The following is a 26,672-nucleotide window of genomic DNA, read 5'->3' as shown; positions in this document are numbered from 1 at the left end:
GCCGGGAGATATTATGCGCATCTGTGGGATCAAACTGACGCACGACGGGGCGATCGCCCTTGTCGAGGATGGAAAACTGGTTTTTTGCGTGGAGCAGGAAAAGCGAGACAACAATCCGCGGTATCAGGCGATCGACGACCTCGAGGCGATCGCGATCGCATTGGCCGAGCATGGTTTCGATGCGCACGATATCGACCAGTTTGTCATCGACGGCTGGGACGGAGTAGTCGAGTCGCAGTTTCGCGTCCTCAGTGGGTCGATTCCCGTCAGCCTGAAAGGGGCTCCTTATGCCGAACGCCGAGCCGATGATCTTCTCGCTTCGCTCGACGGCTCCGGACTGCTTGTCGGCGGCCAGTCCTTTCCTTATAAAAGCTATCCTCACGTGTCAGGCCATGTGGCCTCCGCGTACTGCACCAGTCCCTTTGCCCAAAGCGGGCAATCTGCATTCTGTTTGGTGTGGGATGGTGGCATCGTCCCACGCCTCTATCATGTAGAACGCCACCACGCCCGCCATGTTGACTGCCTGTTCCCCGTGATAGGTCACATCTACGCCGCGGCGGGTCATCACTTTGGTCCTTATAAGAAGCCGGGCGGCGCCCGGTGGGATCTGGGTGTGGCCGGCAAGCTGATGGCTTACATCGCGCTGGGCTCCGTTGACGAAGATATCGTTGAGGTATTTCGCGAGCTTTATCAGGCACGCTTTGCTGGCGACACGGAGTGTGCGCAAGCTTATCGCGAGAACATCCACAGCGCGGACGCGTCACTAGCGGCTGTAGGAGAGTTCTTCGAAGCAAGCGCGCTGCGACTGGAAGCCAAGCCGCCCGAAGACGTACTCGCCTCGTTTCATGTATTCCTCGAGCGTCTTCTCGTTCATGAAATGGGTATCGCGCTGCAGCGCCATTCGATTGCGGGCCCGAAAAATTTGTGCATCGCTGGCGGATGCGGACTCAATATCAAATGGAACAGCGCCCTGCGCGCGAGCGGTTTATTCGACGCAATCTGGGTGCCGCCGTTTCCCAACGATAGCGGGTCTGCGATTGGCGCCGCTTGTTGCGCGCTGGCAGCCGAGAAGGGCTTCGTGCCGCTGGAGTGGTCGGTATATAGCGGACCGGCCTTAAAAGGTTGCCAAGTACCGCCCGGATGGACGGCGTCTACTTGCTCCATTGCAGAACTCGCCAGCATACTCGCCAGTAGCAAGCCCGTCATTTTCCTTGCCGGCCGAGCCGAGCTCGGACCACGAGCATTGGGGGGCAGAAGCATTCTGGCCGCCGCGACTTTGCCCACAATGAAGGATCATCTCAACGACATCAAGTTTCGAGAGCACTTCCGTCCCGTGGCGCCAATATGCCTTGAGGATCGTGCGCCGACCATTTTTAGCCCGGGGAGCCCTGATCCCTATATGTTGTTCGATCATCAGACGCGCGCGGAATGGCGAGAAAAAATCCCTGCCGTCGTGCATCTCGACGGATCTGCCCGATTGCAGACCATGTCAAGAACTTCCGAGCATCCGGTGGCGCAACTTCTGGTCGAATACGAAAAGCTGACGGGTATTCCGTTGCTCTGCAACACGAGCGCCAACTATCACGGACGAGGTTTCTTCCCGGACGCTGCTTCAGCCTGTGCGTGGGGACGCGTCGAACGTGTGTGGTGCGATGGTTTGTTACTGACCAGGACTGGTCTGTCGCCGTCAGTCGACGAAACGCTTTTCGCTACGTCGCCGTTCGAAGATTGCTGACGTTGCAGCTCAGTGGTCAGTACGACGCCGTCAATTGTCCCGGCAGCTCGCTCTATCGCTACGGTCCGAAGACGATCAGCCGGCCTCCCTTGGCTCGATTTTCGCAAGCACTTATCCCGGGCGGAGGTTGCTCATCGACCCGCGGAACCTCGATGCCATCCTCGGAAATTTTGGCTCTTTTCAAAATGCAGTGGGTAACGGGGCTTACGAGGCATCCAGGTTGAAGCTGGAGAAATCCAGCTTGCCGGCGACGAGAAAGAGGACGGTGCGCATCGTCGTGAAGCGCGTGTAACCGCGAACCTTGTGGGTCTGAGTCCAGGCGACGATGCCATCGAAGTGCTGGCGAATCATTCGCGCCACTTCCTTCATCGGCTCGACCTTCGAGCGCATGACGTTGGCGCACCACTGCCGCAACACGCGTGGACAATTGACGCACCGCAAGGTTTGCGTATGTTCAAAGTGTTCAGCGTCTCAATTCCTCGTATGATTCACTCAGGCGGCCCGAGGTAATGTCAAACCAAGCATAGCGCTGGTCAGAATGCCGCCATTGGGAAGAAAAGCGATCGTCATCTACGGCTTTCGTTTTCCTGCAGCGGGCATCGGCTACGCAGTACGCCGGCACCACCGCCTCAATCTTAGTCCACGGGAATTGCGCTGCACTATCTCGGTTGGCCAATTCCCCTCTAACGGCGGAACAAGTTCCTATGGACATGCTAGACGTCATCGGTATTGGTATCGGACCGTTCAATCTAAGCCTCGCGGCGCTCATTCAGCCCACCGGTTTGCGAGCGCTCTTCTTTGAGAAGCGCATAAAATTCTCCTGGCATCCGGGGCTCATGCTGCCCCAAAGTCAACTCCAGGTGTCGCCGCTCAAGGATTGTGTGACCCTGGTGAATCCCACAAGCCCATATTCCTTTCTCAACTATCTCGCTGTACATCGACGCCTGTACAGTTTCGTGAATAAAGGTGGAAACAGCACGTCGCGACGTGAGTTCACCCACTATTACCAATGGGTCGCGCAATGCCTGGACACGCTTCGATTCGGCGAGGAGGTGATCGATATCAGGCCTTGCAATAAGGGCTATTGCGTGACCACTACCGCGCGCACCTATCATGCGCGCGCGGTAGTGGTCGGGGTCGGCGTCGAACCCAAGGTGCCGGCATGTGCGCGGCAGGTGGTTGGCGAGACGGTCTATCACGTAGACGACTACCTTAACCGGAAACCGTTCAGCGAAGACGAACATGTGCTGGTGGTAGGCGGCGGGCAGAGCGGCGCGGAAGTCGTCGAGCACATGCTGACCGAGTCAGGTCCCGACAAGATCACTTGGGCGACGTCGCGCGCCAATCTGTTTGCGATGGACGACAACGCATTTGTCAATGAAGCATACATGCCCAGTTATAGCCAACGCTTTCACACGCTGCCGATCCAGCAGCGCCGGGCCATCGTCGAAAGCGAAAAGCTCACCAGCGACGGCATTTCCGCCAGCCTGTGCAACCGGCTCTATGAAGCGTTGTACGAACGCAGCGCCCATGGCACGCTAGCCGACTGCTTTCGTCTGTTGCCTTCGGTGACGATGGACGAGATCACACGCCGCAGCGGTCGCTGGCATATCGGGTTGACCTCGCTCGTCACGTCGCAGCGCAACGGCATAAGCGCGGACAGAATCATCCTGGCAACCGGTTTTCAGCCGCGCCATTTGCCATTCGTTCAGAAGCTGCTCGACGGCGCAAGCCGTGAAGACGGTCTGCCAACGCTCGATCCCGATTACGCCGTGCGCTTCGATGCGCCAATGCCCGGTCCCGTGTATCTGCAAAACCAAAGCCGCGTGCAGCACGGCCTGCAAAGCGTCAATCTTTCGCTGGTCGCGTACAGGAACAGCCGCATCATCAACAGTCTGCTAGGTCGTGCGTTCTATCCGGATGTTCCGGACCGGCAACTGCTCGACAGCCTTGAGGATCAGGAGACTGAAGCAGGATCGGTACTGTGCGACGCGCCTCAGGCCTCGCGTCAACCGGCAGTGGCGTAAGCGCATGACTAGCTCCTCCATTTATCTATCGACTGGCGAGCGTGCGATCTCACACGCCGAGCACTTGCCGGCATCCCTCCAATTACGGGCGTTCATTCCGTTTCTGATCGCGTCACTGGTGATCGCCGCTTCGTACGGGACGAGTTTTCTCCTGCCCGAGTACCTGCAATCCCTGGGCATGAAGAGCGATGTCGCCGGCGCCGTGATTTCGAGCGGCATGGTCTCGACCATGATCTGCTGCTGCGTGGCTGGGCGCATAGCCCAGCGTATCGGTGTCATGCCGACCATCGCGCTGGCCTCGCTCGTCATGGCAGGCAGCATGCTCTGCTTCGCCGCTGCGCCAATGGACATTCGTGCCGTCTATGCAGGCGGTTTGCTGTTGGGCGCTGGGTGGTCCGTGTTCTTCATACTCGCGCCGCTGCAAATCATCCATCATCTGTGCCCCAACGCGCGTATCCAGTACCTGACCTTCGTCTCCGGCACGCAAATGGCCGGCCTGGGCATGGCGGCGCCTTTGAGCCGCCTGATCGCCCAACATACCGGCTCGATCGCGCTGGCCTACCTTCTGTTCGCTGCGGCATGCGCGGTGGCGGCAGTCTGCGTCAAGATCGCCGGCGAGGCGATGAGGGATAGGTCCTGTTTGCCGATGACGCGCGTGGCCATTACCGCGACCGACACGTTGGCCCTGCTCAGGGCACGAACAGCAGTGCCGATCGCAATGATCGCACTGGCAGCCTGTGTCTTCGCCGGGCTGGCGACTTACCAGACACCCTATGCCGTCTCGCGTAACCTCAGGCCAGACCTGTTCTTCCTAACGTTCACGATAACCAGCGTGGCACTGCGCTTGTCGCTCGCGAGAACCATGGGACGCATCAAGCCAGCGCGACTGGCGCACGCATTGTTTTTGCTGACCGGCGCCTCGCTCGTACTGTTCCTGTTGAACCACGGCAGCACGACGCTTTATATCGTCGCTACCGCGCTGTTCGCCACGGGCTACGGACTGAGCTACTCGACCCTGAACGGCATGGCCGTGAACCTCGCCGGAGACCACGGCGTATCGGTGCCGGTGACTTCGCAAATCTTTACGCTTGCCTATTTCATCGGTCTGTTCGGATGCCCTTCCCTATGTGGCGTTCTGATTCACGTTTTCGGCGCCGATGCAATGCTCGTCGCCCTGCTAGGCGCCGTACTCGCCAATGTCGTGCTACTCGGCGTCATGCGAATGAAGGCGCATTTCGCCGCCTGACTTCTCCTTGAAAACTCCGTTCTTTAACGAGGTGGTTCGTATGCTGAATGAAACGCAAAAATCCAAGTGGCACGAAGATGGATATCTAAAAGTAGAGGGCTTTTTCGATCCGGTCACCCGCGAAAAGATTTCTGCTCTGGTCAACGATGTCTCGCGCTGGGAAATCAGCGACAACAAATGGATGATGTGGTTCGAGAAGACCGAGGACGACCGCAGGATCGTTTCAAAGGTAGAGAACTTTTTGGACTTCAACAACGAGCTGCGCGACCTGTTGCTGGCCGACAGGCGCATCCAGACGGCCGTCGAATCGCTTCTCGATGAAGATACCCGCATGCTCAAGGAACTGCTCATCTTCAAGTACCCGGACAGCGGCGGCTATCGTCCGCATCAGGACATCTATCACATCCCGCACAACATTCCTGAACGCATGGTGCATGCCGTGGTCGCCATCGGCATCGACGATTCCGATCCGGACAACGGCGGCCTGTTCTTCAGTCCGGGCAACCATCAGAAAGATGTGTTTCCGATGGACGCCGGCGGCGTGATTCATCCGGAAGTGGCCGAGACGTTCAAGTGGGAACCCGTGCCCTGGAAGGCCGGCGACATCTTCGTCTTCGACGACTACGCGCCGCACTATTCGCAGCCCAACAAAAGTAACCGTTCGCGCCGCACGCTCTATCTGGTGTTCCAGCGCGCCTCAACTGGTGGCCCCACGCGTACGGAATACAACAAACTGAAGCGTGCCTACAACCCACCCGAAGGAAAGGAATCGGATATCCACGATCTGAAGCCGCCAAATGGCATTTTCTATCGCACCTAATGTAATTCACCGGAGGATGTGCGTGTACACAAAGCAGATTGACCCATCCATGATGCGGCCGGAATACGGCGTTCTTGTTTGCCGGCTGCTCGAACATCTGCCCGCTGGCCTGACAACAGCGTTCGGCACGTCGATTGTCGAGGTCATGCCGGCGGGCGCTGTCAATCTGCACTCCCATTCCAAGCATGAACTGTGGGTACTCATTTCAGGCAAGGGAGTCTTCGAGGTGAATGGTCAGGCGCGGCCAGTGGCAAATTCAACGCTGCTCTATATCGAGCCGAATCAGGAGCACGCGATTCGCAATGCCGATCCGGCAGCGAGCCTGAAATTTCTATCGATATGGTGGGACTAACGTGACCACACGCACTTTTTTCGTTTGCCCCGCACCGCCCTGCCCGAACGGCAAGCTGCATCTCGGCCATATCGGCGGGGTCTATCTGCTCACCGATCTTTTCGTTCGCTTTCAACGCATGAGAGGTCACCGCGCCTACCACGTCACAGGTGCGGACGAGCATGGCACCTATACGGTAGTGAAGGCGCGCAAGCTCGGTCGCCCGATTGACGAAGTCGCGCAGTTGCATATTGACGAGATAATGGATTGCTTGCGGGCAATGCACATCGAGCCCGATGTCTTCATCAGAACAACGGACGCTACGCACAAGCAGAACAGTCTGAAGATCTTTCGCGATCTGGAAGCTGCAGGCTACATTGATGTGCGTGATGGCCATCAACTCTACTGCGAAAACTGTGAGGAGTTCGTGGCCGATTCGCTTGCCGTCGGCCTCTGCCCCGCGTGCGATGCGTCCACCGACAGCAACTTGTGCGAAAACTGCGGTTTGGCGCAACAGCACTCGAAGTTGCGAACGCCAGTCCACACGTCGTGCGGCAAACCGCTATCGCTTTGCCCTATCGAACAGGCGGTTTTCGACGTCCCTCGCATGGCAGCCATGCTTGACGATGCGATCAAAAGGAGTGAATGGGATCAAACGATCCAGCGTAAAGCGCGTGCATGGTTGCGTGACGAATTGCGGCCGCTGCCTATGTCGCGCATTTTCGACCGGGGTGTGACACTTGAAGCACCCGCGAAGATTGCGGGGCAAACGTTGATGACGTGGTTCGAAGGGCTTTGGTGTTTCGAGACGGGGATCCGCTTGCAGTGCGCGCGCGACGAGGTCAACTACGATACCGTGATGCGCGATCCCGATACACGCCTCCTGTTTTTCATGGGCCAAGATAACCGCTTCTACTACACCATCGGCGTGACTGGCAGTCTGCTTGCGCGCGGCTACCCGCTTCCGGCAAATCATTCGATCCAGGACTTTTATAAATTGGAGGGCGAGAAATTCTCGACCAGCCGCGACCATGCACTCTGGGCAGATGAAGTATCCCGGCAGGTCGACCCGAGTGTGTTGCGCTATGCGCTCGCTCGGATTGCCAAGCCGTTCGGCACCAACAATAACGATTTCCAGATCGGCGAACTGATCCGGTCGGCTTCGCACATCCTTGCGTGGGAAAGCGCCCTCCGCCGCGATTCACTGCACTCGGCGAATGTCGATGGAAGCGGTCTTACGCCGGCGCACGACGACATAGTCCAACGTTATATCACCGCGATGGACCAGGTGCGCTTCTGGAACGCCCTCGATCTGATTGACGAATACTTCGTCGCGACGGGCTTCGGCACGAGCCCGGAAACGTGGCGGCCGGTGCACGTATCCGTCTTTCTGAGCATGCTCCATCCCGTGATGCCAGTGCTGGCCGAATGCTATGGAAACGTGTTCTTTGGCGAGAATTGGACACCGGCACTCGGCGCAAACGCAACGCTATTGGCTACGCCTTCCAGAGGGACGGCCGAATTTCCGCCGTTCGGAATGCCGATTGCCGACTCCTTCATCCGCCAATATCAATCGCGCTTCCAGCGCGCCGTCGATGCCGCGTAACCAACGATGGAGCCAGTCATGTCGATGCGCAGTCGCACTTCGCTCAGTTATGGGGTATTCGACTACACCTCAGGCAAGGACACAGTCAACTTCGCCTATGGGCTTCCCGATCCTTTGACGTTCGCCCGCCTGCAATGGCCGGACCCGCTTACCGTCGAGACGGGCGTCAGCATCTCCGACCTAGCGCAGTACACCGACGCCTATGGCCTTCCCGAACTGCGCGGACAGCTTGGCCAAAGGTACCGGATGGCGCGTGGCAATGTCATTCTGACGAACGGCGCTTCACAAGCCCTGCAACTGCTCGCCGATGCTTTTATCGACCCAGGAGACGTCGTGCTGACCGAGGACCCGTCCTATCTCGGCGCGTTGCGCATTTTCTCTATTGCGGGCGCGATGGTGGTTCAAGTAGGTGCGGATTCCTCGGGTGTCGACCTCGATCTTCTCGAACAAGCATTGCTGCACGCAAAGGGGCGAGCCAAGTTGTACTACACCACTCCGGCGTTCCACAATCCGACTGGACGATACTTTGCACACCGGCATATGGTCGAGGTGGAGGCTCTACTGTCCCGCAACGGCGTGCGGCTGGTGCAGGACCTGGTTTATAGCGAGTTGCCCTATGATGGCGCGTCACCCGAGATTCTGCAGGCGGGCGGTAACATCATCAATGTGCATAGCTTCTCCAAAATCTCAGGCCCCGGGCTTCGCGTAGGCTGGGTGCTGGCCGAGCCGGAAATTGTCGACCGCCTAGCCCACCTGAAATGCGATGGAGGTGTGAGTCCCATTGTCAGCAATATGGCGCTCGCCTTATTGCAGTCGTCGTCTTTGGACGCTCACGTCGAACACCTAAGGACGCACTACCGGAGCAAGCGCGACGCAATGCATAGGCTGTTACAGGCCTGCCGATTCTGCAAACCGGATTACGAGATTCCGAGTGGTGGATTTTCGTTCTGGGTCTCGCTTGCCGAAGGCGTCGATTCCGCCGAATTGGTCGGCGAGGTGCGCCGGAAGCACAATGTGAAACTCGTCGAAGGAAAGCACCATGGGCCGAGCGGTGCAGCCCGTGTACGCTTAAGCTTCAGTTATCTCCAGCCGCGTTTGATCGAGAGCGGCTTGGCTCAGATAGACGATGCGCATGCGAGCCTTCTGAAATCGACGCGCTTTGAGCGGCGTGGCTAGAGAATGCCAAGTACTACGGATAGTCGGTGCAAGATGTACAAGCGTAGGCCGAGCGAAGACATCCACTGCGCCGCCCTCTACCGCAAACAAGTCGACGAACGCTTTTCAGCATGGCACTACGTCACTGATTTCGCTCAGGATCCGTCCGTTATATAGGCAGACACCCCCTTCGCGCGTGTCTCGGAACCAGTCAATTCCTGTGCGTTCTGTACGATCAGCACGTCATCGCTCTGCAGCCGATATCAACATCAAGACCGACCCGATGTAAACGGTATGGGATTCCGACCAAAATCGAAACAGGAGAGCAAGTGAGAAAACTGCTGATCGTGTCGATCGCGGTCGTGCTGATACGCTATCTCTGCATCAGCGGTATCGCGATTCAACGAGTACTGGATCGCTTTGGTGGTGTCCGATTTCGCTGAGAGTGTGAGAAGCGTCGCCTCGAACCCACCGCTTCATGTCATCAAGCAGCGCAACGGCGTGTGCCTGGCGGATGCGCCGTCGCTCTTCGGGCGGCTTGCCTCGAATGTGCTCTTCGATGCGATAGAGTGCGCCAATACGCTTTAGTGCTTCGCCGGTGATCGACGATGGCCGGACAGCGTGCAGATCGTGCAGCTTTCGACGTGCGTGCGCCATGCATGCTGCCTCCTGAATCTGACCGCCCACGTACGGATCCGCATAGCCCGCGAACGCGTCTGCCTGTAGCACGCCCTTGAAGTTGGCAAGATGCCGCTGCGGATGTTCGCCGCGACGATCGGGTGTATAGGCAAACCAGACCGCCGGAGCTTCGACGGAGCCACTGGGCCGATCATCGCGCACATACACCCAGAGCCGGCCGGTCTTCGTCCTGCTGTCGCGTGATCTGGCTGCTTGACGATACGCCGGCCAACCGCAGGCTGATTCACCGCTGTATCGACGTGTGGGAGTATCCGGACGGACGCCTCGAGATCCGCGCCGATGGTGTCGCGCTGCCCTGTGTCCAGTACGACAAGCTTGCCGAGATCGACCAGGGCGCGGTGGTGAAGCACAAGCGTCTTGGTCATGCGCTGAAGGTAGCCCAGGCACTGCAGGCGCAGCGCGACAACCGCCGGATATCCGGCTCACCGTCACGCACGAACCGCGGTGAACCGGTGCGTACGAAGGCGCGGCTGCCTGGCACGAGGAAGCAGCGCGAAGTGACGCTCGAGGACTGGAATGCGGCAGTCATGGGGACACACCAGAACCCGGGAGGCTCGGTGCTAAAAACCCCTCCAGAGAGAGATAAAAGGACTGCAAAACGACCCTAACCCACCACCCAAAACCGACCCTCAACCCCGACATCTGTATCTTGCTGGAACCCCGACATTGCAATCTGGCCACGACAAATTTTGTGATTGATGTTACGGCTTTTTAGTAATGTCCGATTCTGGCCAAGTTCAAATGTCCGCTTCCGTGGCGCGTAAGCTGACCAGCGGCCGGTACCTCGGCGCTGGAGGCTGCGGATGGCTGCGACCGAACGGATCACGATGACGATGCGCGAACTGGACAGGTACAAAGTGATTCAGGATGTCGCCGATGGCGTGCTCAGACCGTGGCGGGCTACGAAGCGACTTGGGCTGACGACGCGGCAAATCCGTCGTCTTGTCGGCCGGCTGCGTGAACACGGACCGCAAGGACTCGTGTCAGGTCGGCGCGCCATGGCCAGCGCAAACGGTGAGCTGGTCACACTGTACAGGGAGATCAGACGGGACATCCTCGACCTGCAGAAGGAACCTGGCTGAGGGTGCCAGTGCCGTCGAGCGGCTCGCGCGCGATCTCGAGGCAGTGTTTCCCAACATGCGCGGGTTCTCGCCCGGCGGCCTCAAATACTGCGTACATGCGCGCGCAAGCCTTTCGCCTTTGGGAATTTGTGCAACAGCCCGTTGCATAAATACCGTGCTCGCACGCTGCCACACTTCTCGACAAGCTAGACGGCGCAGCTCGGCGACTCTGGTATGCCCGCCTGAGATAGCGGGAATGTCCTGCCCCGGCGTGTCTACCGTCCAGAATAATCAGTAAGCGCCCAGGAGGCGATCCAGCGCGGCCGTGATCCGGTCACGGTGTTCGACAAGCGAACCGGTCTTCGGCCCCAGTTCGCTTAAGGGCACGGCCGCGACAAACGCCGGATGCAGGATGCACCGGATGCCGCCGATATCGAATGATGGCGTAAAGTCCGCCGGGAGCTTCCCGGGCGGAAAAGCATCAGCCTGAATCAGCGGTACGACGACGCGGGTCGACAGACCTTCTAGAAAGTCGCTTTGCACGTCGACAAGATACGGTGTACTGGCGCGGCCTCTACCGCTATTGGCATAGACGTCGAATCGCGCCATCAGAACATCCGGTATTGCGCCAAGGGAAGTCCGTTCTCTTCGACCCACTGATTCGTGTGCCTGATGAACTCGGCGTGTTCCTCAGCCCAGCGACGGCCTTCTTCGGCCTGAATCGCCTCGCGCAAGGCCTGCTCGCAGGTGCGGGAAAAGTTGATGCCGAGACTTCTCGCCCGTTCATACACGTCCACGGGGAGCGTGACATTCGTCGCCTTGCGCGCCCCGCCTGTTGCTGCATGTGCCATGGTGAGTTCTCCGTGCGAACAATGCGCATGTTTATCCACATAATAACCCACATCTGGCAGTTGGTGCCGTCGCGTCGAGAAGGCTGCGGTCATATGCGCAGGCAAGCCCTCCCTTTCGTGCGCAACGCCTGTCGGCACTAGGTGCAGGCTTAATCCTATAGGAATGTGAAGCGCCGCCATGCGAACCACCCGGCAAATGAGCATCACGCTTCCGAACGAAATGGCCGAGGAAATCCGCAGGCGCGCCCGGAGCGGTGAAACGCGACGGAGTCAGAAGTCATCCACGACGGCCTGCCCGAACTCGCTTTACGTGAACGTGCTATCGAGGTCCGGTTGCGCGATTCGGTCGGGCTGGTCGCTGCCGCACTTGAAGCTGTGTGGTCTTTGCGCCGGAGGCATGCGATCAACTGGCGAGCTGGAGGCAGCTATCGCGACCGCAGGCGCCCCATGGAAGGCGGCCGAATACATCGACGCCATCGCCACATTCTGTGAGTTCGATACCTTCCCCGCGGCCGTGCTGTGATCGCATACCGCGTTTTGGGCGAGACGGTCGCGATGCTCGGCGTCTACTATGGCGGGCAGGGACTACGCGGCCAGGTCTCAGCCGAATCTTGATGACCCCGCCTGGCCGCGCGGCTGACACGGCCAAGAGCCCGGTCGCCCATGTCTTACCCCCCGGACAGCAACGCACGAGGCGATGAACGACGGCAACCTGTCACGCCCAGAGTGGGACGATCTCACGCGCGAAGATTTGCGGGCAGAACTCGCCCGTCTGCAGGCCGAAAACAGCCGGCTCGCTGCCATGCTGCGAGCCACTGTGCCGGTACCAGGCAACCCCGGGCAAGCGATCCTGCGTAATGCCTCGCCGGCTGTGCAAAATGCAGGCACTTCCTCGCTTTCCCCACTTCCCCACTACAGAAAGTGCAACTTTTCCGGAGGCTTTTCCGCGGCCGCACTGACGTCTATCCGCTTCGGTGGGAAAGCCGCAATTCCGGAAAATCCGGTTACGCGCCGGCGTGCGCGAACGAGTGGCGCGCGGGCATCTGCGAAAAGCCCCGCATCCGCTGCGCGGACTGCACGCATCGGGTGCTGCTGTCACTGGACGATCAGGTCTTCGATGCGCATCTTTCCGGCGATCGTACCGTGGGCCTTTACCCACTAATGGCGGACGGTACCTGTTACCTGCTTGCCGTCGACTTCGACGAGGAGAGTTGGCGGGACGATGCGATGGCGTTCCGGCAATTGAGCGGCCCCACGTGTCCCTCTCTATGCACGTCAAAAGCGCTATCCTCGATAGCTACAATGCGTAGCATGCCCGCTCTTCTGCTCATCACGTGGATTTCTGATCGATCTAAGCAAAGATATGGAGTGAGATGCGATGGCAAATCTGCTTGAATCGAATCCGGCTCCGGGCGCACCTGGCAATCCGCTGAACTGGAGCCGCGCGGACAAAGACGCCGTCGGAACGGCGTACTCGCTGTCGAGCCAGGTCTGGTACACGACAGCAGGCGGCATCCTTACGGAAATCTACTTCCCGGATGTCGACACCCCTCAGGTACGAGACTTCCAGCTGATCATTACCGACGGGTCGACCTTCTATCACGACGCGCAGAAGGACTTCGACCATCGATGCGAATGGCCGGAGCCGCCCGCCTTATCCTGCCGGCTCACATCCCAGGCGAAAGGGCAACCCTACACCGTCGTGCAGGACGTGATCACCGAGAAGGGTTCGGCCTGCGTGCTGGTTCGCACGACCCTGCAGGGGGACCAGGATTTCCTTAACAAACTGCACGTCTATGCCTTGTTGACGCCTCACATGGCGGGATACGGCGCTGGCAACACCGCGCATCGCGTCAGCACCGCAAATGGCGATCGTCTGGTCGCGACGCGTGACCATTACTGGCTCGCGCTGGGCGCCGACTGCGGCTTCGGCACGACGAGTTGCGGCTTCGTGGGAGTGAACGATGGCTGGACCGACATCATCGCAAACAAGCGCTTGCCGGTCTGGAACTACGACGCAGCAAAGGACGGATACGTCGCCGTGACGGCGGAGATCAACCGCGCAGGGCAGAATCAATTCGTTCTGGCACTGGCGTTTTGCGTCGACGAACCGACGCCGATTACGCAGAGCACGCCCAACAAGGCGCTGACCGCCGTATCCGAGGCGCTGGCCTACCCCTTCGACGGACCCGCCGACCCATACAGCCACAAGCAAGCGTTCATCCAGGGCTGGAACGACGCTGTTCGCGACCCGTTCCAGCCCAAGTCGAACATTACGGGCGATGGCAATGCGCTTTTCAACATGAGCCGCAACGTGTTGCTCGCGCATGAGGACAAGACGGCCGACGGCGCACTGGTGGCTTCATTGAGCATCCCGTGGGGACAGACGGTGCGGGACCTCGCTGCCGGCTACCACATGGTCTGGCCGCGTGACATGTGCCAAAGCGCACTCGCGCTGCTGGCCGCGGGCGCGCAGGATGCGCCCCTACGCGGGCTGATGTTTCTCGCTGCGTCGCAATTGGCGGATGGTAGCTTTCCGCAAAAGTTTTTCATTGACGGCGAGCCTTGGCGGGACAATGCCTCGCAGCTCGACGAATATTCCTTTCCAATCATTCTGGCCTATCACCTGAGCGAAGCCGGTCTGCTGCGTCAGTTCGATCCCACCGGCATGGTGCTGGCCGCAGCAGGCGCATTGATCAAGAACGGCCCCATGACTCAGCAGGAACGATGGGAAGAACTCGAAGGATACTCCCCTTCGACACTGGCATCGAACATCGCGGCGCTAGTCTGTGCGGCTACTAAATGGGCGGACGCCAGCACCGCCCAGTTCCTGCTCGAATACGCGGATTTTCTGGAATCGCATCTAGAGACATGGTGCGTCGCTGCGGAAGGCTCACCGGTTCCGGGCGTGACGCAGCACTACATTCGAATCTTGCCGACGCACGTCAATGGCGTCTTCAATTTTCCAGAAGATCCAGATACCGCCCAAGTAAGCGTCTGGGAGAAAGACTACAACGCAAACACCATCGTGGACGCGGGTTTTCTCGAACTGGTGCGCTATGGCATTCGCGCCGCGAACGATCCGATCATCGTCAACTCGGTCAAGGTAGTCGATGCAGTAATCAGAAAAATTCTGCCGCAGGGGCCTGCCTTTTACCGATACAACCACGACGGTTATGGTCAAGGCAATCTCGGCGAGGACTGGTACGACGGCGCTACCTTCGGCGTTGGTCGACCCTGGCCGCTGCTCACTGGCGAACGCGGTCATTACGAATTGGCCGCCGGTGGCGACCCCACCCCCTACATCCGCGCTCTCGAGGCGTTCGCCGGAACGCGCGGTCTGCTTCCCGAGCAAGTGTGGGATCTGCCCGATCTGGCAAACCCGCCCTTCGTCACTGGCGGGCCGACTGGCTCTGCCATGCCGCTCGCGTGGGCCCACGCCGAATACATCAAGCTCGTTCGCTCCGCTTCGGACGGTCAGGTCTTTAACCACCTGAAAGTCGTCGCCGATCGTTATCAGTCTCAGCCCGGCCAGGCGCCGCGCGCTCGCAGCAATATCGAAATCTGGAACTTCAACCGCCCGCTGCCGTCGATTCCGGCCGCCACGACAATTCGGATCCCTTTGGCTGCGCCTTTCCGCCTGCGCTGGACGATCGACGACTGGGCCACGTCGGAGGACAGCGAAGCCACCGCAACGGCGCTCGGCATCTACTACGTCGATCTGGTCACGCAAGCAGCCCAGGCCGGTTCATCGTTTGCATTCACCTTCTTCTGGACCTCGAGTCAGACGTGGCAAGGGCAGAATTTTTCCGTCGCCCTCCAATCCTAAGCGATGCGTCGCCAACGGCAGACAATTGCTTCTGTCATGGAGAAACACACGACTTCATCTAAGCCGTCCATGATCTCCATGACCCTGGAGAACCGCACGTAGGTACGCGGGTCATCGAACTGTTTGATATTCCCTTTGACGAGCAGCAGGTCCCAAGCGGGCTCGGTGGTCTCGAGGGCCAGATAGAACGCGCCGATGTGCGCGATGAAGTTGCGGGCGCTGGCCAGCCGGTTAAACCACTTCACGCCCTGAGTCAGTCCGTCAAGCGTTTCGAGGGGCCTCGCCGTCTCCGTCCAGGAGCACAGCGCTCATTCGCCGAGTAACTTTGCTGGACATACTCCGCCGCGCATCCGGTCGCCCATAGTCCACCGAACGACTGACGCGTGGAACGGGTGAACGACGCGGTGACGCTCAGGCGCGCAATCAATTAGGCCAGCGCGGTCCAAATGCTTACCTTACCGCGAGGGGATTCAAAAATTCCCCGTCGGCTCAGCAATGGCCAATTGCGCGCGGTTATTCCTGATCGCAATGCACCTTGAAGTGCGTTAGCACGGCGGCCCCAAACGCATTGCTTATCGCAACATCGGCGGCGTCGCGACCGTATGCCATCAAAACGCGCCCGATGCGCGGTGCGTTGTTACGCGGATCGAAGGTTTGCCAGCTACCCCCTACGTAGGCCTCAAACCACGCCGCGAAATCCATCGGCGCTGCGACGGGGGGCAAACCGACATCGCTGATATAACCGGTGCAGTAGCGAGCCGGAATATTCATGGCGCGGCATAGCGTGATGCCCAGATGGGCGAAGTCCCGGCAGACGCCTCTTCGTTCGCGGTAAACGTCCGCTGCGGTTTTGGTCGGCCGCGCGTGCCGGTAATCAAATGCGATATGCCGGTGCACGAAGTCGCAGATTGCGAGAACAGTCTCGCGGCCCGGCGCGCACTGTCCAAAAACCTTCCACGCGACGTCGACCATCAAATCGGTTTCACAATAGCGGCTACCCAATAGGAAAACGAGCGTATCGTCGGGCAACTGCTCGACTGGATGGCCGCGACCGTCTTTCGGACGCGTTTCCATCGCATTTGGCACATTCAGAAGCGCGGTCGTGCTCAAGCCAACACGCCCGGCGGGCGCGATTATCCGCGTGCACAGGTTGCCGAACAAGTCGCGGTACTGCCTCGTCGCCACCGGCGGATCGGTAACGAGCAGATCTGCCTCGACAATATCCTTTGCATGCGAAAAGTGCGTGTTCAGCATCAGCATCATCGGCGTCGGTTGTGAGCACTCGTACGACAGTTCGTATCCGACGCGAAGCTTCATATATTTATCCTGTTCGTCTGATCCCGGAGGTTGGGGCCGGCAACTCAAAGGCGTGCGGCCCGAGACAGCCACAACAGATGATCCCACGACGCCGGGCGTCACGCTCGCATTCAAAAACAATCGCCGCTACCTGGGCTGAGCGGTCCTATGGTCTGTTGAAATGAAATGAACGCCGTCTCCCGGTGAGAGATTGGGCCTGACGCCAATGCTCTCAACGGCGACGACCGTCGTGCGTGCGACGTCGAACGCAGCTAGTGACCGTAGTCGGCGGGACGAGTGAGTGTGTCGAGGCGGCGAAACAGGAATGGAATCAGCCAGTCGGGCCAAGCAGCAGGTCGATTGCGGCTTGACCGGCGACTTCCCCAACCAGGTAGGCCCATCGTTCAGTAAAAGGGCCGTTGCGCAGCGCGATCCGGCTTCCCCGCGCGCCGAGCACTTCGAGGTTGGTACCGCCTTTGATCTGGACAGTCACGTTGAACGTGTCCTCCGCAGCCGGAGTCAACTCGACGTGAATCTCGAAGCCACGATAGGTGATCACTCGTTGCATGAAAGCCTCCATGTCGTTATCGGAGACTAACACGCGAACGTTGCATGGTTCATACGGCTACAGGCGCTGATTCCGTACGAGGTCGGTAACCGGCGTCGTAATTCTGCTTGCAGAGGCGTTCGAGACGGCAATTGCCTATTGGTTGAACTGCGCCCCGAGTACCGATGGTCCTGACAGACGTGCCGAGCGTCGGGAAGGGACCGGGTGCCGCGAGATGCGTTCTTTCCGGCTGCACCAGATGCTTCAAGATTCCCCGACCCTTCGACCGTGAGCCGCTGGTACCTGAATTCGCAATTCCCGACTTTCGCACGCCCCGTGAAGGGCGGCTTGTGGCGCCCCAATAATGGATTGTAGAAAAGTATGCGTTCGCAATTGACGACGTCGCCCGGACATTCTGGCCTGTGCTGGCGCTTGGCAACACCTCGGCGTTCACCCTAGCCCTACTTTCATTGGGGAGGACCGTCCTGTCAATCCTGATCTATCATCAGGGCTGTCCGCCGGCGAGCGGACCGCTCCCCTGACTTCGCTCGAACATCATGCCTGTCTGCTGCACATCGTCGGGCCGGGAACCTTGTTCATGCGCTTCCCAGACTTTGCGAGTACCGCGTCCGACGAGCACATGGTTTGCCGTGTCCCTTGACCGAGAGGGCGAGTCAGCGCTTCGACCTGCCGTTCAAAGGGGAAAAACCGAATGAAGGATCTCCTTGCGAACGATGGCTGGCGGGGGATGCACGCAACCAGAACGACCAACGGGATCGTTCAATCGCGCTCCGTTGCCGCGATCCTGTTCGCCGGCGCTATCAGCATAGCGATCGCGACCTGGGTTTGCTTTCGCTTGGGAGCCGGCGTCGCGGTAGTTGGGTTCGTCTACCTGATCGAGGTCTTGCTGGTGTCACTGATGGGCAGCCTCGTTTCATCGGTAGCTATCTCGGTGATCGCTGTTGGTTGCCTCAACTTTTTCTTTACACAGCCACTATTTACCTTCCGGGTAGATGCCCAGCAGGACATCGTAGTGTTGACCGCCTTTTTTGTGACATCGTTCGTCGTCACCTTTCTCGTGCATAGGACTCGCCAACTGGCAGCGGTCCATCGTGAGCAGGCACAGCTTCTCGACCTTACCCACGACAGCGTGGTAGCTCTCGATATGGACGATGTAATTACCTACTGGAACAGCGGCGCGGAAGCGCTTTATGGGTGGAAGAAACACGAGGCGCTCGGCCACGTTGCCGACCGTCTGCTTCACACGCGTTTTCCTGCAGCACTCGAGGACATCAAAAAAACTTTGATTGAAACGGGCCGTTGGGAAGGCGAGATCGTCAATACCCGGCGCGACGGGTCGGAAGCCGCAGTGGCCAGCCGTTGGGCCCTGGTGCGAGACGAACAGGGGCGACCGATCGCGACCCTCGAAACGGGCACCGACATCACCGAGCGCAAGCGGATCGAAGAGGCGCTGCAACAGGTGTCTCGTTTGACGTCGATCGGCGAATTGGGCGCGTCGGTGGCCCACGAAATCGCCCAGCCTCTCGCAGCGGTCGCCACCCATGGTGCCGCGTGCCTGCGATGGATTGACCGGGACGTACCCGACCTTGAAAAAGTGCGAGCCTCCGTGCAACGCATACTTACTGATGTACAACGCGCGACCGAGATCGTCAGGCGCGTCCGCATGCTCGCCAAGCGGATTGCCCCTGAGATGACGCGACTGGAAATCAACGAGCTGATCAGTGACGTCATGGTACTGCTCCAGCGCGAGGTCTTGAAGTACAACATCACGTTGCGGACGATGCTTGTTCCGGGACTGCCGGCGGTGCTTGGCGATCGGATCCAACTGGCACAAGTCATCACGAATCTGATTACGAACGGTATCCAGGCAATGAGCACGATCGAAGACCGGCCGCACGAACTGACGATCAAGTCGTGGCGCAGCGACGACGGCTATGTGATCGTCTCGGTGCAAGATTCCGGGACAGGAATTGACCTGCAGCACGCCGATCGGCTATTCGAACCGTTCTTCACTACGAAGCCCGAAGGTATGGGTGTGGGGCTTTCTATTTGCCGTTCGATTATCGATGCCCATGGTGGGCGGGTGTGGGCAGAGAACAATGCCGGATACGGCGCGACCTTTCAGTTCACTATTCCCGTGATCGGCGATAGCGGATCGGGGGAATAAAGCGACCTGCTGCCGCCGCACGCTGCCCGATCGGCAACCGACCGCTATGGCCGGTGATGGGTCCAACCAAATGTTGGACGAAACGTCCCTTAACTGAGCGAAGCGGATCTTCGAATGTCCGCCCGGATCGCTGAGCGAACGACAGTTGATGGGCCGAAAGCCCCCCGAAAGAAATATCGGCAAGTCACCCCTTCTTTCGTCTTTCGATTTCTTGTTTCACACGTTCGATTTCAAGCCGTTTAGCTTCCTTTGTTCCCCATCGTGGCGCTCTGTTCTGGGTGGCTTCGGCGGCTGCTCGAATGCGTGCTTTGGCAGCAAGTTGATTGGCTCTGCGTTCGTCCAGCTCCCTCATTTTGGCCGCTTGCCGTTCGGCGAAGCGTTCAGCCGCGATGGGTGTGGTTCGTTCAGGTAGTCCAGCAAGGACCACAAGCTTGTCGATATTGTCCCAGGTGCTGATCCAGCCGTCGTTGTAGGCAAACTCGCTAATCAACGGGAGGTTGAGTGCGGTGTAGATCGGGACCCAGTTTTCTTCTTCGCCCTGGCGGCGACGCACAGCGAGTTTGGGATTGAACTGGTACCGCCCGGTGGATACGCGCAGGAACAGGGATCTATTGTAGGCATAGTCTCTGTCGATTTCGTTCCTTGCCAGCACGCCAGAAAGATGCTGGCGCTTGTTGCGCTCAGGCCGCGCGATGTTAGCGGGTAAGTGTTGCCAGGCATCGAGGATGATTTGGGTCTGGAACGCGCTGTCTGTATTGCCTCGTATCTTGCTGAATCGTGCCTTGAACAATACCCACAGGGTCTGGAACAGAAAGTATTCAGACAGATGCCGGTCGATGCGGACCAAGCGATCGCCCGCTCTGACATCAATGCAGGGCGGAGCCAGGCATTCATAGATTGCCGCCAGCGGGCCAGCAGCGAACTTTGCATCGCCAAATGCCTGACGCAAAGCCCAGTGCAGGGCATTGTGACCATAGTGATCGACGGCATCGCGGTCGGCACCGCGCTCCAGCAGGGCTTCCACCAGCGCCACATTTCCTGCAGCAGCTGCGGCCATCAGCGGCGTCTGGTTCATTGGCAGACGATGATCGACGCCATGCTGGTCACACTGCCTGAGGATGTCCTTGAAGCGGTTGGCGAAGAAAGGGACGTAGCTCTTGCGGGCGAACACCGCGCGCTGCTGATCAAAGGTTCGTGCCTGCTCGAATTTCGCCTCGACTGCCAGCCACTCGGCGAGCTGCGGTTCATCGAAGCAGGTGGCATAGTCAAAGAGTTGCTGCTTGCCCTTGTTGCCCGGAGACTGCTCGCGGAAGACCTTGATCAGCAGTTCCCTGACTTTGGCCTCATCGAACACCGGCCACGGCACCGGGACCTGCTTCAAGATGGTGCGGCGGATGGCCTCCGCCTGCTCCTGCTTGCCCTGCAGTTCAAGTTTGCGTGCTTCCTTCTGCCAGTCTTCGAGCGTGGATTGCCCCGCCTCGATCCTGGTCTGGCCGACGATCAGATCCAGCAACCCGAACAGATCATGCCCTGTGTCCGACTCGATCATGTAGATGTTCTTGATGGCGCGCGTCAGCGCTACATACAGGGCATTGACGAAGAATTTATAGACTTCGAGCGACTTGTCACTCTTGTCTTTAGCGCGTTTGTAATCCAGTGTCTCGACCGCCAGATCGGTCTTGGCGATGCCCTCGACAATGTCGTTGAACTCGCCCCGGTGATCCGAGATGAAACGGTAGAGCACGATGTTCTCGTATTCGAGACCCTTGGCTTCGTGGATCGAGAACAACAGCGGCGTGGCAAAGTGCTTGCGGGCGTCGGCCTTGTCCTCATCGCGCATTACCAGGACGGCGAACTGGGCGGATTGGCGAATCTTCTGGTCCAGTTCGCGCTTGGTGGCGTCCTTGTCGGGTATCAGCGTAACCTGGCCGGTCTCGCCGCCGACGGCCTGGACCAGGAAGTTGCTCTCCCGGTCGATGGAGCCGAAGCGCCGCTGCTTGATCTTGAGCAACTGATTGGCGACGCGAGTGGCCTCCAGGCCGTTGCGAAAGTTGGCCATCAGCACGCGTAATTCCTGCCGCTCGGCCAGTTTCGGGTCCTTCCAGAACAGGCTCTTGACTTGGCTCCAGGAAAAAAAATTGGGATGGACAATCTGGTTGGAATCCCCGCAGAGCATGAAATGGCCAGGCTTCTTCATGGTTTTCAGCACGAGCGCGAGTTGCACGGTGGTGATGTCCTGCACCTCGTCAATAACCACGAAGTCGTAGCGCGGCGCAGCCAGCGCTTGCCAGTCCTGGGCGACCAGATTCAGGTCGTAGAGCTTTGCCTCGGCCAGCCAGGCGCGATACTTCTCAAACAGATTGTAGAGTTGGTCGCGCCGTTCTACGGGAAAGATCGATTGACGCACCCCCAGTGCTTGATACTCGTCGCGCGACAGGACACCGCCCGACCCGGCGGCAATCACGCCGCGAATCTCCTCGAAAGCCTGGTGGGCATCGACATCCTTGAAGTTCTGCCGTATACGCGAGTACCAGCCCGCAAAGTCGCGCCAGCTAGCCTCGCGTCCTGCCGGAACGCGGATCGACTCGACAAACTCCCGGTAGGACAGAAATACGGCATCCTGAGCGCCATGCTCGAAACCGTTGGCGTAATAAAGGTCGCGGGCGCTCTGCGCCAGGAAGGCGGAGTGAGTGACGTAGAGAACCTCACCTTCGGCATGCTTGAGCTTTTCAAGCGTCAGTGCGGTCTTGCCGCTGCCAGCGCTGCCGACGACAACCAGGGGAGGTGGCTGTCGGTAAATGGTCTCCTGCGTGTCATCAAACGAGATCGGTTTGTCGAGCAGGTGAATGCCGGTACGCTCGGGATGAAGGTAGCGTAGAGCTTGCGCCTCCCTGATGGCGTCATCAGCGCTGATGTCTGGAATTTTGCTCTCGTCAATCGCCGCGCCGCGCAGGAAACGTGACTTATCGTAGGCGTGATTGGCGATCACTTCCAGCATCAGTGCGCAGACTTCATCCCCGTGGCGCACCAGCGAGAACAACAGCCGGTCGGCGTCATCCAGCTTCGCCCGGTAGAACTTGCCGTGGCTCAGATTGGCGAGCTTCTTGACTTGGGCAGCACGGAAGTCGTGGCGGGCGATGGCCGCGGACACCTTGTCGTAGCTGGCCTTGACGCGTGAGGTGTCGAGGCCTGTGTATTCGAGAATCTTCATGAGGCGTTGAGGACAAGTGCAAGAGCAAGAAAGAATTCTCTCATGGCCGTCTGGCCTGCCAACCTCTATAGCAAGTTTTCCGGTCATTCCTGAACGGCAGTTATCCGACATGGACCGGACGCCCTACGACAGGGTATTTCCTCATGCTGAATGACCGGTTCGGGCCGTCTACTGCCCGATACGCTTTGGCTCATGTCGACCCACAAGGGCCGGTCCCCTTTCTCCATAACGGTCGTCCAAGCTATGTGCGGAACTGTTTAGCTGGTACGCGACCAGCTTTCAGATATCGCGACGACCTGGCAACAAATTCGCATTCGCCCATGGGCTTGCCTGGCGCCAGGCGCAGTGGCGTCACCGGAAGGAGCAAGGCGGAAGCATCTCGCTGAGCCATCCCCGGAATGCACCAAGCTTCCCGCCGCACGACCGCTCAGACAGGCGTGTAGATCGCCAACTTTAGTGCAGGGTCATCGTTCGCCTGAAACGTCGTGTATTCGTAGCGCTGCGTGCCTCGCTGCGGGTGCGCGAGCACTTTCTGGCCGGCCACGCTGCTGCGGATGTCATGCGCGTCCCACCACCGCGCGAACTCCCGGCTACGGGAACGCACGCGCTCGACCAGTTCGATAAACGCCGGATCGTCGGCATGGAGATCGTGGGTCGCGCGAAAGAGCGCAATCATTCGACGGGCTTCATCGGACCAGGTGACCCCGAAGAGCCGCCGCGATTCCGGCTCGATAAACATGAAGACCAGGATGTTGCGGTCCGCTTCGGCGAAACGGTCGAAGCCCAGGAGGTCCGCAGCGGCGGTGTTCCACGTCAGGATGTCCCAGCGCCTGCCGGTTACGTACGCCGGCACATCAAGGCGCGCGACCAGACGTTCGATCGCCGGAGGGACGCTCTCGCGCGTGAACGCGACCCGATCGCCGTTGCCCGCGAGCGCCCGCAAATGTGCTGTTTCGACCTTGCCGAGGCGCAGGGCGCGAGCGAGCGCGTCGAGGGTGGTATCGGACGGCCTGACGGTTCGGCCCTGCTCGAGCCGCACATACCAGTCCACGCCGATGCCCGCCAGTTCCGCCACTTCCTCCCGTCGCAGGCCCGGTGTGCGGCGGCGCCGATCGTCGTTGAGTCCGACCGCGTCCGGACTCAGTTTTTCCCTGCGTGAGCGCAGGAAATCGCCAAATTCGTTTCGACTCGATGTCGTCATGATTGTCGTTTTCGCCTTGGGAGGCACGCTGAAGTCCTAGGATAGTGCCAGGCCTTGTTACGAATGCTACGCCTGCCAGAATGGTCTCGTCCAATCACCCTGACCGGAGACCGACAATGAAAGCTGCGATTCTGAAGACGCTCGGCATGCCACTCGAGATCGAACACATGCCGGCCCCCTTGATCGGCACAGGCGAGGTCATTGTCGATGTCGCCGCCGCCCCCGTGCTGCCCTACGCGAACGAAGTCTTCAGCGGCGAACGCCGATACCCAATTGACCTGCCGATGGTTCCCGGCTGCGGCGCGATTGGTCGCGTGCGTGCTATTGGCCCGGACGCCACGCACCTGAAGCCGGGTGACTGGGTGTTCTGCGATCCGACCGTGCGCTCGCGCGACGACGCCCTGATCCCCGACATCGCACTACAGGGCTGGAGCGCGCGCGGGGACGGCGGCAAACGTCTGCAACGGCATTTTCACGATGGTCCCTTCGCCGAACAGGTGCGAGTGCCGACGGAAAACGCCGTTCGCATCGGGGAGATCGATCCGGCCGATGTCGCCCGGTGGTGTGCGCTCAATGTCATGCTGGTGCCCTACGGCGGACTGCTCGCAGCTGGTTTGCAGGCAGGTGAGACGTTGCTCGTGAGCGGCGCGACAGGCAACTTCGGCAGCGCGTGCGTCGCCGTCGCCCTCGCGATGGGCGCGCGCTGCGTGGTCGCGCCGGGACGCAACGAACAGGCCCTCGCGGATCTGGAACGCCGCTTCGGCGAGCGCATCCGGACCGTGAAGCTTTCGGGTCGTGAAGAAGAGGACCGCGAACGGATGCGGCTGGCGGCGCCCTGTCCGATCGATTGCGTGATTGATCTGATGCCGCCGTCGGTTAGCACGACCACGGTGCGCGCGGCGGTCACGACCGTCCGCGCTTATGGACGAGTCGTGCTGATGGGTGGCGTCGGCATGCTCGGCGGCGAAGGGCTTGACCTGCCTTATGCGTGGATCATGCGCAACGACATCACGATACGCGGCAAATGGATGTATCCGCCCGCAGCAGTGACGCGCATGACGGGCTTGATCCGTGCCGGGCTGCTGGATCTCGGCCACTTTGACGTCACAACCTTCCCCCTTGATGACGCTAACGACGCGGTGGCTCACGCAGCTGCGAACGGCGGCCCATACAGGATGACGGTGATCCGTCCTTAGACGGCGGACTCTCGCCTCACGCCGGACATACTTTGTCGACGATTCAGCCCCCAATGTCGAGTGACCGGTCATGGCCGATAGCACCAGTTCGATGAACGTTTTACAGAGGTGACGTTGGAATTCTCAACGGCAGCTTTCCCGTGGTTGGTGTGAACGCGTACTGCCGGCCATCAAGCGTCATTCGTCCGTTCCGTCGCGCAGACATTCAGATGGCGGGTCCGCCCGGCGGATTCAACCGGTGGATGCAATAGTTTGCTGGAATCGTTCGGCGGGCGTCTCGTAGTCCAGTGTCTTTCTTGGACGCTCGTTCAGTCGTCTTGCCACAGCGTTGAGTTTGGCCTGCGAATACACTGACAGAGCGACCTTGGCGGTGACAACGAGGTCCACCTCGTCCAACGCGACGACGATTAGGGCAATCGTTTGGAGACAGCCATGCATTTCGACTACCAACAATTCCACATCGACGCGTCACCTCTTGATGAAGGCGGCCGCTATTACGCTCGCGCAAAGATCTACCGGCGCGCCTCGGCGAGTGGCGATGCCGTCGAGGTAAAGTATTCGGGCGACCTCGGCGATTATCCCTCCGACGCGGATGCTATTGAGGCGGCGCAGCGTTGGGCGATTCAGTGGTGCGACGAGAACTCCGCTTAGGCTTCACTATCCAGGTCCAGGCTGTCCCGGAGTATTCGCCGCACCCACCGGACATCCAGTTCGGGGGCACGCGTCAGGCGAGAGCAATACGTGCGGCATGGGCTGACAACGGCCCTCACGACCGGTCCTGCTGATCCCCGGCACAAGAAGCGGCGCATAATGCACACATCCCTTTGTCAGGATGATGGAGGTAGATGTGACAACTTTTGCTATCGACGCCGTTCGCATCAACCCGACGAACGACAGGTTTACCCATGTGCGTTGGGCTCCCGTCGATCCGTCGACGCGTGAATGGCTGTCCCCCCCGGCGATTGTGGAGGTGGTCGAAGTCGTCGCCGCGATCCGTCGGGGAGATGTTGTTTGGTCCCTTTTTACGCTTGGTGGCACACGGTATCTCGGACCAAAAATTGTGTCTGTCTCTCACACCGACGGAACCGCCGGGATCGACACGGATGTCCCTGGCGATCATGTCGAAAAATGCATTGACGATTTGCCGCACCTTTGACGGCATACCTTTGAGGCCGTCGGCGATCGGACTGTGAAAGGTCTGGACGGGTCGGTAAGACTCGTTGATGGACAGAGAGAGCTGACATTCGCCGACGCCAGTTTGTAAAAGTCAGCAAAGCGATACGCGACAGCCGCACCAATTTGATCGGCGAACGTCGGCTCAGGCCGATGACCCACCGGTAGCCTTTCCGCGACGAAAGTCCGCTTCACTCTTCAAAGAGCCATTGATGCTTCGACATGCCGGAAGTCGGCTCTGGGTCGGCAAGACTCATCCATCCATGACTTAGCTGACATTCATCGGCACCGGGTTGCGAAGGTCAGCAAAGCGACCTGCTGCCGCCGCACGCTGCCCGATCGGCAACCGACCGCTATGGCCGAAGTGTACGCGACGGTTATCAGGCAGGTCTTCTCTGGGCTGCTTCGTACGGACCAACCCCGCGCCTGGTCGCGTCGCCCGGAAAATATCGAGGGTACAAGGCAGGGAGATACTCTCCGTACCATAACTTGGACGCCCA

22 protein-coding genes and 4 pseudogenes are annotated in these 26,672 nt (G+C 59.5%); 16 read left to right on the top strand and 10 right to left on the bottom strand.

Going from position 1 to position 26,672, the window contains the following annotated elements; all coding sequences use genetic code 11:
* The first annotated feature begins 13 nt into the window (after positions 1-13).
* Positions 14-1,735, top strand: a complete 1,722-nt coding sequence (gene nodU, locus F6X37_RS15580; protein WP_187611942.1) for a nodulation protein NodU — start codon at positions 14-16, stop codon at positions 1,733-1,735.
* A 204-nt stretch (positions 1,736-1,939) separates the two neighbouring features.
* Here the strand turns inward: nodU and F6X37_RS15575 are convergent, their stop codons facing one another.
* Positions 1,940-2,176 (bottom strand): transposase, encoded by a 237-nt coding sequence (locus F6X37_RS15575; RefSeq protein WP_410451368.1) that lies wholly within the window; start codon positions 2,174-2,176, stop codon positions 1,940-1,942.
* A gap of 263 nt (positions 2,177-2,439) precedes the next feature.
* On the opposite strand from F6X37_RS15575, the gene F6X37_RS15570 reads away from it, so the two are divergent.
* From F6X37_RS15570 to F6X37_RS15545, 6 genes are read left to right on the top strand one after another with little or no spacing between them, the layout of a single operon-like run.
* The gene (locus F6X37_RS15570; RefSeq protein ID WP_187611941.1) at positions 2,440-3,762 is read left to right on the top strand and encodes a lysine N(6)-hydroxylase/L-ornithine N(5)-oxygenase family protein; all 1,323 of its coding nucleotides are present in this window, start codon (positions 2,440-2,442) and stop codon (positions 3,760-3,762) included.
* Positions 3,763-3,766: 4 nt separating this feature from the next.
* Positions 3,767-5,008 carry an MFS transporter gene (locus F6X37_RS15565; RefSeq protein WP_187611940.1) on the top strand — a complete coding sequence of 414 codons (1,242 nt, stop codon included), beginning with the start codon at positions 3,767-3,769 and terminating at the stop codon, positions 5,006-5,008.
* Positions 5,009-5,048: 40 nt separating this feature from the next.
* Positions 5,049-5,828 (top strand): phytanoyl-CoA dioxygenase family protein, encoded by a 780-nt coding sequence (locus tag F6X37_RS15560; protein WP_187611939.1) that lies wholly within the window; start codon positions 5,049-5,051, stop codon positions 5,826-5,828.
* Positions 5,829-5,844: 16 nt separating this feature from the next.
* Complete coding sequence (locus tag F6X37_RS15555) at positions 5,845-6,180, top strand: cupin domain-containing protein (protein WP_187611961.1); 336 nt, start codon at positions 5,845-5,847, stop codon at positions 6,178-6,180.
* Between the two features lies 1 nt (position 6,181).
* Complete coding sequence (locus tag F6X37_RS15550; RefSeq protein ID WP_187611938.1) at positions 6,182-7,765, top strand: class I tRNA ligase family protein; 1,584 nt, start codon at positions 6,182-6,184, stop codon at positions 7,763-7,765.
* 18 nt (positions 7,766-7,783) lie between these two features.
* Entirely contained in the window at positions 7,784-8,941 is a 1,158-nt protein-coding gene (locus F6X37_RS15545; RefSeq protein WP_187611937.1) for a PLP-dependent aminotransferase family protein, read from the top strand.
* Positions 8,942-9,315: 374 nt separating this feature from the next.
* Here F6X37_RS15545 and F6X37_RS15540 read toward each other — a convergent pair.
* Positions 9,316-9,796 (bottom strand): annotated as a pseudogene (locus F6X37_RS15540) (IS66 family transposase); the annotation flags it as partial.
* Here F6X37_RS15540 and F6X37_RS15535 point away from each other — a divergent pair.
* Both F6X37_RS15535 and F6X37_RS15530 read left to right on the top strand, forming a co-directional pair.
* Positions 9,796-10,227, top strand: a pseudogene (locus F6X37_RS15535) (ISNCY family transposase); the annotation flags it as partial. The pseudogenes F6X37_RS15540 and F6X37_RS15535 sit on opposite strands and share 1 nt — an antisense overlap.
* Before the next feature lie 195 nt (positions 10,228-10,422).
* Positions 10,423-10,632 (top strand): annotated as a pseudogene (locus tag F6X37_RS15530) (helix-turn-helix domain-containing protein); the annotation flags it as partial.
* 339 nt (positions 10,633-10,971) lie between these two features.
* Here F6X37_RS15530 and F6X37_RS15525 read toward each other — a convergent pair.
* Positions 10,972-11,289 carry a CcdB family protein gene (locus F6X37_RS15525; protein ID WP_184033178.1) on the bottom strand — a complete coding sequence of 106 codons (318 nt, stop codon included), beginning with the start codon at positions 11,287-11,289 and terminating at the stop codon, positions 10,972-10,974.
* Entirely contained in the window at positions 11,289-11,624 is a 336-nt protein-coding gene (locus F6X37_RS15520) for a type II toxin-antitoxin system CcdA family antitoxin (protein ID WP_262419930.1), read from the bottom strand. The genes F6X37_RS15525 and F6X37_RS15520 overlap by 1 nt, the downstream gene beginning before the upstream one ends.
* Positions 11,625-11,727: 103 nt before the next feature.
* On the opposite strand from F6X37_RS15520, the gene F6X37_RS15515 reads away from it, so the two are divergent.
* The 3 genes from F6X37_RS15515 to F6X37_RS15510 all read left to right on the top strand — a co-directional run bounded on the left by F6X37_RS15515 (position 11,728) and on the right by F6X37_RS15510 (position 15,360).
* Complete coding sequence (locus F6X37_RS15515; RefSeq protein WP_187611936.1) at positions 11,728-12,054, top strand: hypothetical protein; 327 nt, start codon at positions 11,728-11,730, stop codon at positions 12,052-12,054.
* 398 nt (positions 12,055-12,452) lie between these two features.
* Positions 12,453-12,926, top strand: a complete 474-nt coding sequence (locus F6X37_RS37950; protein WP_410451367.1) for a TOTE conflict system archaeo-eukaryotic primase domain-containing protein — start codon at positions 12,453-12,455, stop codon at positions 12,924-12,926.
* Positions 12,910-15,360, top strand: a complete 2,451-nt coding sequence (locus F6X37_RS15510) for a glycoside hydrolase family 15 protein (protein ID WP_187611935.1) — start codon at positions 12,910-12,912, stop codon at positions 15,358-15,360. The genes F6X37_RS37950 and F6X37_RS15510 overlap by 17 nt, the downstream gene beginning before the upstream one ends.
* On the opposite strand, the gene F6X37_RS15505 is transcribed toward F6X37_RS15510, so the two are convergent.
* The 3 genes from F6X37_RS15505 to F6X37_RS15495 form a co-directional block, all read right to left on the bottom strand.
* Positions 15,357-15,605 carry a hypothetical protein gene (locus F6X37_RS15505; protein WP_187611934.1) on the bottom strand — a complete coding sequence of 83 codons (249 nt, stop codon included), beginning with the start codon at positions 15,603-15,605 and terminating at the stop codon, positions 15,357-15,359. The two genes, F6X37_RS15510 and F6X37_RS15505, sit on opposite strands and share 4 nt — an antisense overlap.
* 268 nt (positions 15,606-15,873) lie before the next feature.
* On the bottom strand, positions 15,874-16,677 hold the full coding sequence (locus tag F6X37_RS15500; protein ID WP_090811454.1) for a transglutaminase-like domain-containing protein: 804 nt from the start codon (positions 16,675-16,677) through the stop codon (positions 15,874-15,876).
* 310 nt (positions 16,678-16,987) lie between these two features.
* Positions 16,988-17,224, bottom strand: coding sequence for a hypothetical protein (locus F6X37_RS15495; protein ID WP_187611933.1), 237 nt, complete (start codon positions 17,222-17,224; stop codon positions 16,988-16,990).
* Between the two features lie 691 nt (positions 17,225-17,915).
* Here F6X37_RS15495 and F6X37_RS15490 point away from each other — a divergent pair.
* Complete coding sequence (locus F6X37_RS15490; protein WP_187611932.1) at positions 17,916-19,391, top strand: PAS domain-containing sensor histidine kinase; 1,476 nt, start codon at positions 17,916-17,918, stop codon at positions 19,389-19,391.
* A 184-nt stretch (positions 19,392-19,575) separates the two neighbouring features.
* Here the strand turns inward: F6X37_RS15490 and F6X37_RS15485 are convergent, their stop codons facing one another.
* On the bottom strand, positions 19,576-22,602 hold the full coding sequence (locus tag F6X37_RS15485) for an ankyrin repeat domain-containing protein (protein WP_187611931.1): 3,027 nt from the start codon (positions 22,600-22,602) through the stop codon (positions 19,576-19,578).
* A gap of 427 nt (positions 22,603-23,029) precedes the next feature.
* Complete coding sequence (locus F6X37_RS15480; protein WP_316251974.1) at positions 23,030-23,830, bottom strand: helix-turn-helix transcriptional regulator; 801 nt, start codon at positions 23,828-23,830, stop codon at positions 23,030-23,032.
* 89 nt (positions 23,831-23,919) lie between these two features.
* On the opposite strand from F6X37_RS15480, the gene F6X37_RS15475 reads away from it, so the two are divergent.
* Positions 23,920-24,999: an alcohol dehydrogenase catalytic domain-containing protein gene (locus F6X37_RS15475; RefSeq protein WP_187611930.1), complete on the top strand. Its 1,080-nt coding sequence runs from the start codon at positions 23,920-23,922 to the stop codon at positions 24,997-24,999.
* 231 nt (positions 25,000-25,230) lie between these two features.
* Here the strand turns inward: F6X37_RS15475 and F6X37_RS15470 are convergent.
* Positions 25,231-25,356 (bottom strand): annotated as a pseudogene (locus tag F6X37_RS15470) (IS30 family transposase); the annotation flags it as partial.
* A 75-nt stretch (positions 25,357-25,431) separates the two neighbouring features.
* Between F6X37_RS15470 and F6X37_RS15465 the strand changes: the two are divergent.
* Both F6X37_RS15465 and F6X37_RS15460 read left to right on the top strand, forming a co-directional pair.
* Complete coding sequence (locus tag F6X37_RS15465; protein ID WP_090811471.1) at positions 25,432-25,650, top strand: hypothetical protein; 219 nt, start codon at positions 25,432-25,434, stop codon at positions 25,648-25,650.
* Positions 25,651-25,846: 196 nt separating this feature from the next.
* A complete protein-coding gene (locus tag F6X37_RS15460; RefSeq protein ID WP_187611929.1) occupies positions 25,847-26,155 on the top strand; it encodes a hypothetical protein in 309 nt (102 codons plus the stop codon).
* The last annotated feature ends 517 nt before the right edge of the window (positions 26,156-26,672 follow it).

It is taken from the genome of Paraburkholderia sp. 31.1 (assembly GCF_014397645.1).
Taxonomy (GTDB): Bacteria; Pseudomonadota; Gammaproteobacteria; order Burkholderiales; family Burkholderiaceae; genus Paraburkholderia; species Paraburkholderia tuberum.
The sequence above is the reverse complement of the archived record's forward strand: the minus strand, read 5'-3'. Positions and strand labels throughout refer to the sequence as shown.